Annotated in this window: 12 protein-coding genes; 5 read left to right on the forward strand and 7 right to left on the reverse strand. The window is 60.0% G+C overall.

Annotation, left to right across the window (positions count from 1 at the left end; all coding sequences use genetic code 11):
• Positions 1-91 precede the first annotated feature (91 nt).
• Positions 92-1348 (forward strand): mechanosensitive ion channel family protein, encoded by a 1257-nt coding sequence (locus BLO50_RS03085; RefSeq protein ID WP_090248609.1) that lies wholly within the window; start codon positions 92-94, stop codon positions 1346-1348.
• A gap of 321 nt (positions 1349-1669) precedes the next feature.
• A complete protein-coding gene (gene leuA, locus BLO50_RS03090) occupies positions 1670-3340 on the forward strand; it encodes a 2-isopropylmalate synthase (RefSeq protein ID WP_090248610.1) in 1671 nt (556 codons plus the stop codon).
• A gap of 53 nt (positions 3341-3393) precedes the next feature.
• Here the strand turns inward: leuA and BLO50_RS03095 are convergent, their stop codons facing one another.
• Complete coding sequence (locus BLO50_RS03095; RefSeq protein WP_275113183.1) at positions 3394-3762, reverse strand: winged helix-turn-helix transcriptional regulator; 369 nt, start codon at positions 3760-3762, stop codon at positions 3394-3396.
• 119 nt (positions 3763-3881) lie between these two features.
• Between BLO50_RS03095 and BLO50_RS03100 the strand changes: the two genes are divergently transcribed.
• On the forward strand, positions 3882-4982 hold the full coding sequence (locus BLO50_RS03100) for an alkene reductase (protein WP_090248611.1): 1101 nt from the start codon (positions 3882-3884) through the stop codon (positions 4980-4982).
• Positions 4983-5099: 117 nt separating this feature from the next.
• On the opposite strand, the gene BLO50_RS03105 is transcribed toward BLO50_RS03100, so the two are convergent.
• Positions 5100-6173, reverse strand: a complete 1074-nt coding sequence (locus BLO50_RS03105) for an SDR family oxidoreductase (protein ID WP_090248613.1) — start codon at positions 6171-6173, stop codon at positions 5100-5102.
• A 76-nt stretch (positions 6174-6249) separates the two neighbouring features.
• Here BLO50_RS03105 and BLO50_RS03110 point away from each other — a divergent pair, with 76 nt between their 5' ends.
• Both BLO50_RS03110 and BLO50_RS03115 read left to right on the forward strand, forming a co-directional pair.
• Complete coding sequence (locus BLO50_RS03110) at positions 6250-6624, forward strand: MerR family transcriptional regulator (RefSeq protein WP_090248614.1); 375 nt, start codon at positions 6250-6252, stop codon at positions 6622-6624.
• Positions 6625-6709: 85 nt separating this feature from the next.
• On the forward strand, positions 6710-7465 hold the full coding sequence (locus BLO50_RS03115; protein WP_208597417.1) for a substrate-binding periplasmic protein: 756 nt from the start codon (positions 6710-6712) through the stop codon (positions 7463-7465).
• Between the two features lie 11 nt (positions 7466-7476).
• Here BLO50_RS03115 and BLO50_RS03120 read toward each other — a convergent pair whose 3' ends face one another.
• From BLO50_RS03120 to BLO50_RS03140, 5 genes are all read right to left on the reverse strand, one after another.
• Positions 7477-8271 (reverse strand): amidohydrolase, encoded by a 795-nt coding sequence (locus BLO50_RS03120; RefSeq protein WP_090248616.1) that lies wholly within the window; start codon positions 8269-8271, stop codon positions 7477-7479.
• Positions 8259-9407, reverse strand: coding sequence for a pyridoxal phosphate-dependent aminotransferase (locus BLO50_RS03125; protein WP_090248618.1), 1149 nt, complete (start codon positions 9405-9407; stop codon positions 8259-8261). Before BLO50_RS03125 ends, BLO50_RS03120 begins: the two co-directional genes overlap by 13 nt.
• A 120-nt stretch (positions 9408-9527) precedes the next feature.
• Positions 9528-11000 (reverse strand): ribosome biogenesis GTPase Der, encoded by a 1473-nt coding sequence (gene der / locus BLO50_RS03130; protein WP_090248619.1) that lies wholly within the window; start codon positions 10998-11000, stop codon positions 9528-9530.
• A 128-nt stretch (positions 11001-11128) separates the two neighbouring features.
• Positions 11129-12280, reverse strand: a complete 1152-nt coding sequence (gene bamB, locus BLO50_RS03135; RefSeq protein WP_090251189.1) for an outer membrane protein assembly factor BamB — start codon at positions 12278-12280, stop codon at positions 11129-11131.
• A complete protein-coding gene (locus BLO50_RS03140; RefSeq protein WP_244152860.1) occupies positions 12273-12854 on the reverse strand; it encodes a tetratricopeptide repeat protein in 582 nt (193 codons plus the stop codon). Before BLO50_RS03140 ends, bamB begins: the two co-directional genes overlap by 8 nt.
• Positions 12855-12943: the final 89 nt, after the last annotated feature.

Genomic DNA, 12943 nt, shown 5'->3' on the forward strand with positions numbered 1-12943 from the left:
GACACGTCCAGCAACCAAGCCACCCTGCCCAATGAGTGCTCGTTTGATAAGGTTGCTTTGTTATTAAGTTGAGCGAGCCCCAAGGAGCGGCATGAACGACCTGTACAGCAACACCCAACAGTGGCTTGAGCATTACCCCTCACTCTATAGCCTGACCGGCATCTCGCTGCTGCTACTGGCAGCCTGGTTGGCCAACTGGGTGGTCAAGCGCATTCTTCTGCGCGGCCTGTACCGCGCACTCAAGGCCACGCCGATTGGCCAGGACGGCAGCCTGCATGACTCGCGGGTGATCGCACGACTGGCAAACATTGTTCCTGCGCTGATCATTTCCGCCGGCATCACCCTGGTGCCCAACCTGCCGGAAGCAGCCGTGGCGGTAACCGGTAACGTGTGTAGCGCCTTTATCGTACTGACCATCGCTCTGGCCATCAGCGGCGTGCTGACGCTGCTCAACAACAGCTACCAGAAGCGCCCGAATGCTCACCTGAAGCCGATAAAGGGCTATGTGCAGGTGGTGAAGATTCTGCTTTTCGCGATTGCCGCAATACTCATGGTCGCCAGCCTGATCGACCGCTCACCGCTGATTCTGCTGTCTGGCCTGGGCGCAATGGCCGCTGTACTGATGCTGATTTTTCAGGACACCTTGCTGTCCCTGGTCGCCAGCGTGCAGATTTCCTCCAGCGACATTGTGCGCGTCGGTGACTGGATCGAGATGCCACAGTTGAACGCCGACGGCGATGTCATCGATATCGCCCTGCACACGGTCAAGGTGCAGAACTGGGACAAAACCATCACCACCATCCCGACCAAACGCTTTATCAGCGACCCGTTCAAGAATTGGCGCGGGATGCAGGAGTCCGGTGGAAGGCGAATCAAGCGCAGCCTGTTGCTTGACCAAACCAGCATCAGCTTCCTCAGCCCAGAGCAGATCACCCGCCTGCAGCGTTTTCTGCTGCTCGGCCAGTACCTGAACAGCAAGCAGAGCGAGCTGCTCAGCTGGAACAGCGCACTGGCAGAGGCCAGCAAGGAGCCGGCAAATACCCGGCGGGTCACCAACATCGGCACCTTCCGCGCTTACGTAGAGCACTACCTGCGTCAGCACCCCGGTATCCACCAGGAGATGACCCAGCTGGTCAGGCAGATGAACCCAACCGCAGATGGCCTGCCGCTGGAACTCTACTGCTTCACCAACACCATCGCCTGGGCACGCTATGAGGCCATTCAATCGGATATCTTCGACCACCTGTTGGCGATCCTTCCCGAGTTCGGTTTGCGGGTCTTCCAGCACCCGAGCGGGGCGGACATGCGTGAACTGAAACATAACCTGCTGCCGGGCACCCAGCCTTGAAGCCACAGCGGGCGGCCGAAACACCTGAGCCACCCGCAATCCAAACGCTTACCCACGACTTTTTACGCAAAATTAATCGCCTAAAAACACCTAAACCGCACTCAAACACCAATTTTTCAGCATTGCTTGCCAGCTTTGACCTCAGAGATTAGGGTTGGCGCTATGAACACCTACCACACCCTTATTCTGCTGCGCCAACACGCCAACCTCTGCCTGGTAAGCCAGCGACTGCGTGGCTGAATTTTCACGCCCACGCCCTGCCCTGTTTTCTCAGTTTTTGCCCGGCTCGCCGCTTGCAGCCGCGCCACAAGGATCAACACCATGAGCATGCTTAAAGACCCGTCCAGTAAGTACCGCCCGTTCACCCAGATCCAGATTCCAGACCGTACCTGGCCAGACCAGATCATCGACAAGGCGCCGATCTGGCTGTCCACCGACCTGCGTGATGGCAACCAGTCGCTGATCGAGCCGATGGACGCCGAGAAGAAGATGCGCTTCTTCAAGTGCCTGCTGGCCGTGGGTCTGAAGGAAATCGAAGTCGGCTTCCCGTCCGCTTCGCAGACGGATTTCGACTTCGTTCGCGAGCTGATCGAAGGCGGCCACATCCCGGATGACGTGACCATCCAGGTGCTGACCCAGGCCCGTGACGACCTTATCGAGCGCACCTTCGAGTCGCTGAAAGGCGCCAAGAAGGCCATCGTCCACTACTACAACGCCTGTGCGCCGAGCTTCCGCAAGATCGTCTTCAACCAGGACAAGGCCGGTGTCAAAGCCATCGCCGTGGCCGCTGGCACCACCATCAAACGCCTGGCCGATGCTGCGCCGGAAACCCAGTGGGGCTTCGAGTACTCGCCGGAAGTGTTCAGCAGCACCGAAATCGACTTTGCCGTCGAGGTGTGTAACGCGGTGATTAACGTGTTCCAGCCGAATCCGGCAAACAAGCTGATCCTCAACCTGCCAGCGACCATCGAGTGCGCCACACCGAATAACTACGCCGACCAGATCGAGTGGTTCGGTCGTCACGTCGACCGCCGTGACAGCGTGCTGATCAGCGTGCACACCCACAATGACCGTGGCACCGGCGTCGCCGCGTCCGAGCTGGCCGTCATGGCCGGCGCCGACCGCGTGGAAGGCTGCCTGTTCGGCAACGGCGAGCGTACCGGCAACGTCTGCCTGGTGACCCTGGCGCTGAATCTCTACACCCAGGGCGTTGACCCCGAGCTGGACTTCTCCGACATCGACGCCGTGCGCAAGCTGGTCGAAGACTGCAACCAAATTCCGGTGCACCCGCGCCATCCGTACGTAGGTGACCTGGTGCATACCGCTTTCTCCGGCTCGCACCAGGATGCGATCCGCAAAGGCTTCGCCCAGCAGCAGGCCGATGCAGTCTGGGAAGTGCCGTACCTGCCGATCGACCCGGCCGATATCGGCCGTGATTACGAGGCGGTGATCCGCGTCAACAGCCAGTCCGGCAAGGGCGGTATCACTTTCCTGCTGGAGCAGGAATACGGCATCAACCTGCCGCGCCGTATGCAGATCGAATTCAGCCAGGTGGTGCAAAAAGAAACCGACCGCCTCGGCCTGGAGATGACCGCCGCGCAAATCTACACGCTGCTCGAAACCGAGTACCTGCATGCCACCGCACCCTATGCGCTGAAAGGCCACCGCCTGCAGGAAGAAAATGGCACCAGCGCGGTCGATGTGGAAGTCATCAATGCCGGGGAAACCCAGCATTGGCGCGGGATCGGCAAAGGCCCGCTGGAAGCCCTGGTTGCCGGCCTGCCGGTAGACGTGGAAATCATGGACTACAGCGAGCACGCCATCGGCGCCGGCACTAATGCCAAAGCGGCGGCTTATATCGAGCTGCGCGTCAACGGAGGCCGCGCGCTGCATGGCGTCGGCATAGACGAAAACCTGACTACCGCGAGCTTCCGCGCGCTTTTTAGCGCGTTGAATCGCGCCCTCGGCCAGGCAGCCGAGCAAGCTGCCTGATAGGCACCGGGCGCTGGCGGACGCTCTCCGCTAGCGACCCAATACTCTACTGCTCATTCGCTCTGCTGCTGCCAGTGACTACGCCCCCACTCACACATGGCAGCCAGCACCGGCTGCAACGTGGCACCATGCTCAGTCACGCAATATTCCACTCGCGGCGGTACCTCAGCGAATACAGTTCGGGTTAGCACGCCGACACGCTCCAATTCACGCAGCTGCTGAGTCAGCATCTTCTCGGTGATGTCCGGCACCAACCGTTTCAGCTCTGAAAAGCGCAGCGGCCCGTTGAGCAGGCGATACACCAGCAGGGCCTTCCACTTGCCACCTATCACCTCCAAGGTGACATCCATCGGCGTGCTATAGACCTTATCGCCTTGCATCAGACGCTTGTTCTCAACCGTCCCGGCTTGTTGCTCAGCCATTAATGGTTACCTTTAAGTAAGTTACCGCCTTTATCGTACGTACTTCCTAAAAAGATTGCCACGCGCATAATAGCTGCCTTGGCCTATACAGCCACTTCGAAGACCTTGATGGAGGCTTTATGACGATTGAACACCTGCAAGCACCGCTGCAGCTTGGCGCTTTGACGCTGCCCAACCGCCTGGTGATGGCGCCTTTGACACGCCAGCGCAGCCTGCCGGGTAACGTCCCTGGCGAGCTGAATGCTAGCTACTACGCCCAGCGCGCCAACGCCGGCCTGATCATCAGTGAAGCTAGCCAGGTCTGCCCTGAAGGCCAAGGCTACGCATGGACACCGGGCATCCACAGCGATGCGCAAGTGGCCGGCTGGCAGCAAGTCACCCAGGCAGTGCATCAAGCCGGCGGACGCATTTTCCTGCAGCTGTGGCATGTGGGACGTATCTCACATCCGCTGCTGCAACCGAACGGCGCCGACCCGGTAGCCCCTTCGGCTATCCAGGCTAAGGCCGAGTGCTATGTAGTCGAAGCCGACGGTAGCCACCACAAGGCGGCCACTGCCATGCCACGCGCACTGGAAGTGAGTGAGCTACCAGGTGTTGTAAGCGCTTACGCCCACGGCAGTGAAAACGCGATCAAGGCCGGTTTCGATGGTGTTGAAGTGCATGCCGCTAACGGCTACCTGCTGGATCAGTTCCTCTGTTCCAATAGCAACCAGCGCACCGATGCCTATGGCGGCTCGGTGGAAAACCGCGCCCGCTTTGTACTTGAAGTACTGGACGCCACGGTGACTGCGGTCGGTGACAGCCGCAAGGTCGGCATCCGTATTTCGCCTATGGGTACGTTTGGCGATGTGCACGATGCCAATCCACTGGAGACCTTCAGCTACCTGGTCGGCCAACTCAATAGCCGCAACCTGGCCTATCTGCACGTCAACCGTCCGGATTGGCTGGGGGGCACCTTCGAGGGCTTTGATGATCTGCTGCGCGCCCTTCGCAACATTTATAAGGGCACGCTGATTATTGCGGGAGGGCAGACAGCGGAAAGCGGTGAGCAGGCCATCGCCAATAACCTGGCTGACCTAGTCGCCTACGGCCGCCCCTATATCGCCAACCCAGACCTGCTGGCGCGCTTTAAAGCCGGGGCAGAACTCAACCCACTGGACGGCAACACCCTGTATGGCGGTGGGGCCGAGGGTTACACCGACTATCCAAGCATGAGCTAACTCCCCTGCCGCAACAAACGCCGGTGCTTGCCCGGCGCTTGTTACCATGTGTCAGACAGCCACCTGGATGCGCTCGGCCCTTAAGCAGTTTAGATGGCAGGTAAATCGCACAGCGCCTCAGCCACTAACTGCTGATGGCGTAGACACCAGGTAACGCGCGGTCATCCGCAAGGCTTGAGTTATATCGGGCCATACCAGCCCGTGGCGCTGAACCAGCGCATCCGTCGCAGCGGTATCGAAACGAGTGGTCTGGATAAAATCCAGCGACTCGGCATCGGTACGCAGCAACCGCGGCACACCCGGAATTTTTAGCAACGCCCGCAGCAAGGGAATCGGCACATGCCGACTTGGCGCGCTGACGCCTAGTGTGTTGGCCAATTGCTGCAGCATGCCCTGCAGGTTTGGCGTCGTGGCATCCAGGGCGAGAATCTCCTGCCCGGCCTGCTGCTCATCAAAGGCTGCGGCCACTATTAGCCCGGAGAGAAAATCCACACTGACCAACGGCAGCCAATGCGCTGTCGAACCCGGTATTGCCCCGAGCAAACCGCCCGCCAGATTACTGATCAGCCCAGCCAATGGCTGCGCCGGCAGAATATGCCCACTGCGGCTATGGCCGCACACAGTGGCCGGATGCACCACCGTCAGTGGCGCCTGCAGCTCAGCCATACGCGCGTGCACGCGAAAATGCGCCTCAAGCTTACTGCCCTCATAGGCGCCAGTACGTTGATAGACTTTGTTCCAATCAGTGCGCTCGGGCCGCTGCAGCTCAATGCCGATGCGCTGTAGATGCTCATGATTGGCCAGCATAAAGCCGCCCACCATCAGTAGGCGGCTGCCTTGCTGCGCCGCCAGCTCAGCCACAGCCAACGCCCCCTCGACATTGACCTGGCGCGCCTGCTCGGCAGCCAGCCCCCAGGCGAACTGCGCGCCCAGGTGGAACACCACGGCAGCCTGACGCACCTGCTCACGGGCAGCGGCATCCAACCCCAGCCCCGGCAAGCCCAGATCACCGCCAACCGCCGCGAGCAAATCGCCCCGCCCGCCCAACTGCTCGATCTGCTCGCGCAAAGCTGGCAGGCTGTGCGGTCGACGCATCAGCACGCTGACCGGGTGACCCTTGTGGGTAAGTAACGCCAGCAGGTGCTGACCGATAAAGCCGCTGCCGCCGGTTACAAAACATGGCTGATTCATCGCCAATCCTCCTGAGTCGTTGATGACCCAAGCAGGCTAAACTGTCGAGCACACTCTACAGTCAAGCGAGATTGTCATGCGCATAGGCGAGCTGGAAAAACGCAGCGGCGCCAGCCGCCACACCCTGCGTTATTACGAAAGCCTGGGGCTGATCAGCGCCTTGCGCCGCGATAACAACTACCGCGAATACAGCCTGCAGACGCTACAGGACCTGGGTTTTATCCAGCAGGCTCAGAGCATGGGCTTTTCCCTTGGTGAGATCGGCGAAATCCTCAAAGCCCAGCGCGAGCAACAGCTCGACTGCGCCCAGGGCGCCGAGCTGGTGAGCCGTAAGCTGGTTGAGGTGGAGCAGAAACTTGCCGACCTGCAGCAGCTGCGCGATTATCTGCGCAGTGAAAAACTGCGCCTGGAAGCCAGCGCCGCCGAACAGAAGCCCACTGCAGCAGGCTAAATCAACCTGGAAATTCAGACCAAGTGCACGGCGAGCGAACAGGCGATCACTACACTGACGTCATGGATCGCAGGAGCACCTGACCATGCGTTCACTGACACACTGGATGTGCACCCTCAGCCTGCCGCTGCTGCTCGCCTGCAGCGCAAATGGACTCGCGGCCACTGTGGTCATGGCCTTCGGTGAAAAGATTCCGCCCTTCTGTTTTCCGGAAAGCGACAGCGGTATCGAACTGGAAGTGATTGGCGAAGCCCTGGCCTTTCGCGGCCACACACTCGAACCCCGCTACTTTCCTCTGGCCCGCGTGCCACTGGCGTTTCGCAAAGGTGAAGTGGATGCGGCCATGACTGACCTGGGTCAGGACCTTGCCGCTGTAGGTGGCCACTACGGCAACCCAGCGGTGATCTACTACAACGTGTTTGTCAGCCTGAAAGGCCGGCGCTTCGACATCCAGAAGCCCGAGGACATCAAGGGCCTCAGCATCGTGGCCTTTCAGGGCGCCGCCCAGCGCTACCCCGAATGGTTGGCCGCCAGCCAGAAAGATGGCCTGTACTTCGAGCAGAATAATCAGGAGCTACAGGTACTTGGTCTGAACAAGGGCCGTTACGATCTGGTACTGAGTGATCGCAGCATCTATCGCTATTTCGAACTACTGCTCGAACGTACCACTCTGTTCAAAGCTAAGAGCATTGCCATGCACCAGTTTGTCGAGGAAGACCCGCAGAACTACCGACCAGTATTTCGCGACCCGCAGATCCGCGATGATTTCAACGCCGGCCTCGCCCAACTCAAGGCCAGCGGGCGCTACCAGGCGATCTACGACCACTACCTAAAGCAGTAACGGTCGCCCCATCAGTCCGCCAGATCAAAAGCATCCGCATCGCGATAGGCCGGAAAACGCTCACGGTAAGCGGCCAACTCGGCAGCCTTGAGGGTTACCCGGAAAACGCCATCCGCCGCGCCCGGCTCCAGCAGCGCCTCGCCCTGAAAATCCAGCACCTGGCTGTCGCCGCTGTAGGCATGGCCCTTGCCGTCCTCGCCAATGCGGTTTACCGCCGCGATATAGCACAGGTTCTCGATAGCCCGCGCCGGCAACAGGCGGTTCCAGTGGTGGCGCCGTGCGGCTGGCCAGTTAGCGGTGTAGAGCAGCAGGTCGGTGGTCTGTGGATCGCGGCTCCACACCGGGAAACGCAGGTCGTAGCAGATCAGCGGGCGCACCTGCCAGCCGTTGACCTTTAGCAGCACCTGCTCAGTGCCGGCGCTGTAGTGCTTGTGCTCACCGGCCATGCGAAACAGATGACGCTTGTCGTAGTGCGCTACAGAGCCATCCAGGCGCGCCCAGAGCAGGCGGTTACGGTACGAGCCATCGGCAGTCTGGATAATCAGACTGCCGGTGATCACGGCCTGCAGCGCCTGAGCCTGCTCGCGCAGCCACTGGCTGGTGGGGCCATCCTCGGGCTCAGCCAGGGCGGCGGAGTCCATGGAAAAGCCGGTACTGAACATCTCCGGCAGAACGATCAGATCGGCACCGCGTGCCTGCTCCAGCAGGGATGCAAAATTCGCGCGATTGGCCGCAGGGTCCTGCCAGGCCAGGGTGGTCTGGATCAGCGCCAGTTCGAGGTCAGGCAACAGGCTTAGATCGCGCATAATTTATACGCCGCCTGGCGCAGGGTTTCTTCACGCTTAGCGAAGCAGAAACGCACCAGACGCAAATCCGCAGGTGGGCTCTGATAGAAAACCGACACCGGAATCGCCGCCACGCCATGTTCGCGGGTCAGCCATTCGGCCATGGCCACATCATCCAGATCACTGCGAATCGCCGAGTAATCGACCAACTGGAAATAGGTACCGGCGGCGCGGGTGAAGGTAAAGCGCGAGCCGGCGAGCAGGTCGCAGAACAGATCGCGCTTGGCCTGATAGAACGCAGGCAACTCTTCGACGTGCTCGGGATGCTCGGCCATATAGTCGGCCAACGCCCACTGCAGCGGTGTAACACCGCAGAAGCTGACGTATTGGTGAACCTTGCGCAGCTCGGCGCTCAAGGCTGGCGGCGCCACGACATAGCCGGTTTTCCAGCCGGTGACGTGATAGGTTTTGCCGAACGAGCTGACCACAAAGGCGCGCTGATACAGCTCGTCATGGCCCAGAACGCTAGCGTGCTGGATACCATCGAACACCAGATGCTCGTAAACCTCGTCGCTGATCAGGTAGATATCGCGCTCGCGGATCAGGCCCGCCAGCTGGTCCAACTCAGCCCGTGAAATCAGCGCGCCGCTAGGGTTGTGCGGGCTGTTGAGGATAATCAGGCGAGTCTTGTCGCTAAGCGCATCCTGCAGGCGTTGCCAGTCGATGGAGAAACCCGGCAAGGCCAGCGGCACATGCACGCAGCGCCCACCTGCCAGCTCGACCGAGGGCTCGTAGCTGTCGTAGCTGGGGTCGAAGACGATGACTTCGTCACCCGGCTGAATCAACGCCTGGATAGCGCAGAAGATGCCCTGGGTTGCGCCGGGAACTATGGTGACTTCAGTATCGGCGCTGAACATACGGCCATAACTGCGGGCAATCTTCGCCGCCACCTGCTCGCGCAGCGCTGGTAAGCCCGTCATCGGCGCGTACTGGTTATGCCCAGCAGCAATATGTCGGCCCACCGCATCACGCAGGGCCTGCGGCCCATCGAAATCCGGGAAGCCCTGGGACAGATTGAGCGCGCCGGTTTCCACGGCGAGCTGCGACATGCGGGTAAAGATGGTGGTGCCGACATTCGGCAGTTTGCTGATAATCATCGAGGCAATATTCCTGGGCCAAGCGCCGAGCTTGAGCGCGAGTGATGCGGCAGGATAGCCGATCCCCCAGAGACGCAAAAGGCACCCGCAGGTGCCTTTATAGAGCGTTTAAATCCAAGCTTAGCGCTTGTCTTTGCGCTTCTTCTCAGCCTTCTTGTGGTGGCTCATCAGGCGGCGCTTCTTGTTCACCTGACGATCCGTGAGGGTGTTCTTGTTACCCTCATAGGGGTTATCGCCGCCCTTGAACTCGATACGGATCGGCGTGCCGACCAGCTTAAGCACGCGGCGGTAGGTGTTTTCCAGGTAGCGGATATAGGACTTGGGTACCGCCTCGACCTGGTTGCCGTGGATCACGATCAGCGGCGGGTTGGCACCACCAAGGTGGGCATAGCGCAACTTGATGCGGCGATTGTTGACCATAGGCGGCGCGTGATCGCTGACGGCGTCTTCAAGAATCGTGGTCAGACGGTTGGTCGGCCAGCGGGTGATCGCCGACTTGAACGAGGCCTGCACCGACTTGTACAGATTACCCACGCCGGTGCCATGCAGCGCCGAGATAAAGTGGATATCGGCAAAGTCGACGAAGAACAGCCGGCGTTGCAGCTCGACTTTCACGTAATCGCGCTCGCTCGGCTCCATGCCGTCCCATTTGTTCAGGGCTATGACCAACGCACGGCCGCTGTCCAACACGAAACCAAGCAGGTTGAGGTCATGGTCGACCACGCCTTCGCGTGCATCCATGACGAACACCACGACGTTGGAGTCCTGAATCGCCTGCAGGGTCTTAACCACCGAGAACTTTTCCACCGCCTCGAAGATCTTGCCGCGGCGACGCACGCCAGCGGTATCGATCAGGGTGTACTTCTCGTCATCACGCTCGAACGGGATATAGATGCTGTCGCGGGTGGTACCGGCCTGGTCATAAACAATAACCCGCTCTTCACCGAGCATGCGGTTAACCAGAGTCGACTTGCCGACGTTAGGCCGCCCGATGATGGCCAGCTTGATGCCATCCTTCTCACTTGGGCCGGGTATGCGCTTGGCTTCCTGACCTTCGAGAACAATTTCCTCTTCCTCACCCTCTTCCGGCTCGGTGGCATCCTTGGGGAAGGTGCCCAGCACGGCTTCGAGCATCTGAGTGATACCGCGACCGTGAGCACCGGCAATCGCCAGGGACTCGCCCATACCCATGCTGGAAAACTCGGCGCGGGCCAGGTCGGCGTCGATGTTGTCGACCTTGTTGATGACCAGGAAGCTGCGCTTGTTACGGCGACGCAAGTGCTCACCAATCATCTGATCGGAAGCGGACAACCCGGCGCGGGCATCCACCAGAAACAGCACGGCATCCGCTTCTTCGATGGCTTGCAGCGACTGCTCGGCCATCTTCGCGTCAATACCTTCCTCGTCACCGGAAATACCACCGGTGTCGATGACGATATAGGTTCGCCCCTGCCACTTGGCCTCGCCGTACTGGCGATCACGGGTCAGACCAGACAGGTCGCCGACAATCGCGTCACGGGACTTGGTCAAGCGGTTAAACAGGGTGGACTTGCCGACGTTCGGGCGGCCCACCAGGGCAATTACGGGAACCATTAGGCTCTCCACTTCGTTATTTCAGAAAATACAAAAGCCGCTGCAGGGGCAGCGGCCGGAATTCATTACGCTGGCGATGCTGCACAACCCAGGGTGCTGTGCAGCATCGCCAACGCGTCAGCGGGCGATCACTTGATGGTCAGGGCCACCAGATTGCCGCCGTTGCCGTAGGCATACAGCCAATCACCCACGACCAGCGGACGGGCACGCAGGCCGTCGCTGTCGATACGTGTACGGCCGACAAAACGACCGTCCACCTGGCTGACCAGATGCAGATAACCTTCTAGGTCACCGAACGCGATATAGCTGGAGAACACTTCTGGAGCCGACAACTGGCGACGAGCCAGGGCATCATTGCTCCAAAGTGCCGAAGCCGAACGCTCGTCGATACCTTCAACGGTGCCGCTGGCCAGGCTTACGTAAACACTGCCGTAACCCTGAGCAACACCGACTGAACTGGACGCTTCACGCTGCCAGAGGATACGACCGCTTTCCAGATCCAGCGCGGCAACGCGGCCCTGGTAGCTGACGGCGTAAAGGGTGCCGGCCGAGAGCAGCAGACCACCGTCGATATCGACTACGCGATCCAGTTCGGAACGGCCCTGCGGCACAGCCACACGCTGCTCCCAAACAGGAATACCACGCTGAGCATCCAGCGCAATCACCTTACCGGTGGACAGACCAGCAATCGCCAGACGGTTGGTCAGCACTGGGCTGCCAGTACCACGCAGGGTCAGCACTGCCGGAGTGTTTTCAAAGATCCAACGCTGCTCACCGGAGTTCATGTCCAGGGCGATCAGACGATCATCCTGGGTCTGTACCAACACCACGTCGCCGTTCAGCGCAGGCGGAGCCAACACTTCACTGGTTACACGAGCGCGCCATTTCTCTTCACCGCTGGCAGTGTCGAGGGCGATGATCTCGCCCTTGAGCGTACCAACCACAACCAGGCCATAGCCTGCACCGACTGCGCCGGACACCGGGAGCTCCAGGTCGGCTTTCCAGATGACCTTGCCGGTCATGCGGTCCATGGCTACAACCAAGCCTTCGACATCGGCGGCATAAATCTGCTCACCATCAATCGCCGGTACCAGCATGTTGAAGGACTCGCCCTGGCCGTCGCCAATCGAACGACTCCATTCTTTCTGCAGGCTAACCTCTTCCTCAAACTTGGGCAGATCGGCCGGTGGCAGTTCCTTCTTGCTATTGCTGCTGCAACCTACGGCCAGAACGGCCAGGGCCAGCAGTGCGGCATTCTTCCAGCGCATCACGTCACGCATCCCCTTTTGCCAGATCATCCAGCTTCATTTGCAGACCACCGACAGCGGCATCTTCAGAGAGCGCTGCCTTGGCTTTTTCGTAGGCGGCATGCGCGTCATCGGCACGGCCGAGTTGCACCAGCAGGTCACCTTTGAGTTCTTCACGGCTGGCGACAAACGCCGGCGAAACCTTGGCATCCAGCAGTTTCAGGGCATCTTCAACTTTGTCCTGCGCAGCCAGTACGCGCGCCAGGCGCTGACGGGCCAGCTCAGCCAGACTGTCATCGGCCGGTTTGTCGACAATGGCCTGCAACTCGCTAGCAGCGTCGTCCAGTTTGCCGGCCTCAACTGCAACCTTGGCCACAAATAGTCTGCCGTACTGCGCGTAATGGGTACCGGCAAAATCTTTTTTCAGCGTGTTAGCCAACTCAGCAACTTTGCTCGCATCGGGCTTGCCGCTCGGGTCCAGTGCAGCTTCGAGCAACTGCTGATACACCAGCGAGGCGCCCTGGGACTGATTAGCCTGGTATTTCTGCCAGCCCTGCCAGCCGAACACCACCACCAACGCCAGCGCAACACCGGTCAGCAATGGCATGCCATTGCGCTGCCACCAGTCCTTGATTACCGCCAGTTCTTCATCATCAGTACGCGAAACCACCCCAACACTCCTATTCGCTAAATCAC

The organism is Pseudomonas peli (assembly GCF_900099645.1).
In the GTDB taxonomy this organism is placed as follows: Bacteria; Pseudomonadota; Gammaproteobacteria; order Pseudomonadales; family Pseudomonadaceae; genus Aquipseudomonas; species Aquipseudomonas peli.

Coding starts and splice junctions, on each gene's coding strand:
- BLO50_RS03085 (WP_090248609.1), top strand. CDS start 92: ATGAACGACCTGTACAGCAACACCCAACAGTGGCTTGAGCATTACCCC.
- BLO50_RS03140 (WP_244152860.1), bottom strand. CDS start 12,854: ATGCCATTGCTGACCGGTGTTGCGCTGGCGTTGGTGGTGGTGTTCGGC.
- BLO50_RS03100 (WP_090248611.1), top strand. CDS start 3,882: ATGACGATTGAACACCTGCAAGCACCGCTGCAGCTTGGCGCTTTGACG.
- BLO50_RS03125 (WP_090248618.1), bottom strand. CDS start 9,407: ATGATTATCAGCAAACTGCCGAATGTCGGCACCACCATCTTTACCCGC.
- BLO50_RS03095 (WP_275113183.1), bottom strand. CDS start 3,762: ATGGCTGAGCAACAAGCCGGGACGGTTGAGAACAAGCGTCTGATGCAA.
- BLO50_RS03120 (WP_090248616.1), bottom strand. CDS start 8,271: ATGCGCGATCTAAGCCTGTTGCCTGACCTCGAACTGGCGCTGATCCAG.
- bamB (WP_090251189.1), bottom strand. CDS start 12,280: ATGCGTGACGTGATGCGCTGGAAGAATGCCGCACTGCTGGCCCTGGCC.
- BLO50_RS03115 (WP_208597417.1), top strand. CDS start 6,710: ATGCGTTCACTGACACACTGGATGTGCACCCTCAGCCTGCCGCTGCTG.
- BLO50_RS03110 (WP_090248614.1), top strand. CDS start 6,250: ATGCGCATAGGCGAGCTGGAAAAACGCAGCGGCGCCAGCCGCCACACC.
- BLO50_RS03105 (WP_090248613.1), bottom strand. CDS start 6,173: ATGAATCAGCCATGTTTTGTAACCGGCGGCAGCGGCTTTATCGGTCAG.
- der (WP_090248619.1), bottom strand. CDS start 11,000: ATGGTTCCCGTAATTGCCCTGGTGGGCCGCCCGAACGTCGGCAAGTCC.
- leuA (WP_090248610.1), top strand. CDS start 1,670: ATGAGCATGCTTAAAGACCCGTCCAGTAAGTACCGCCCGTTCACCCAG.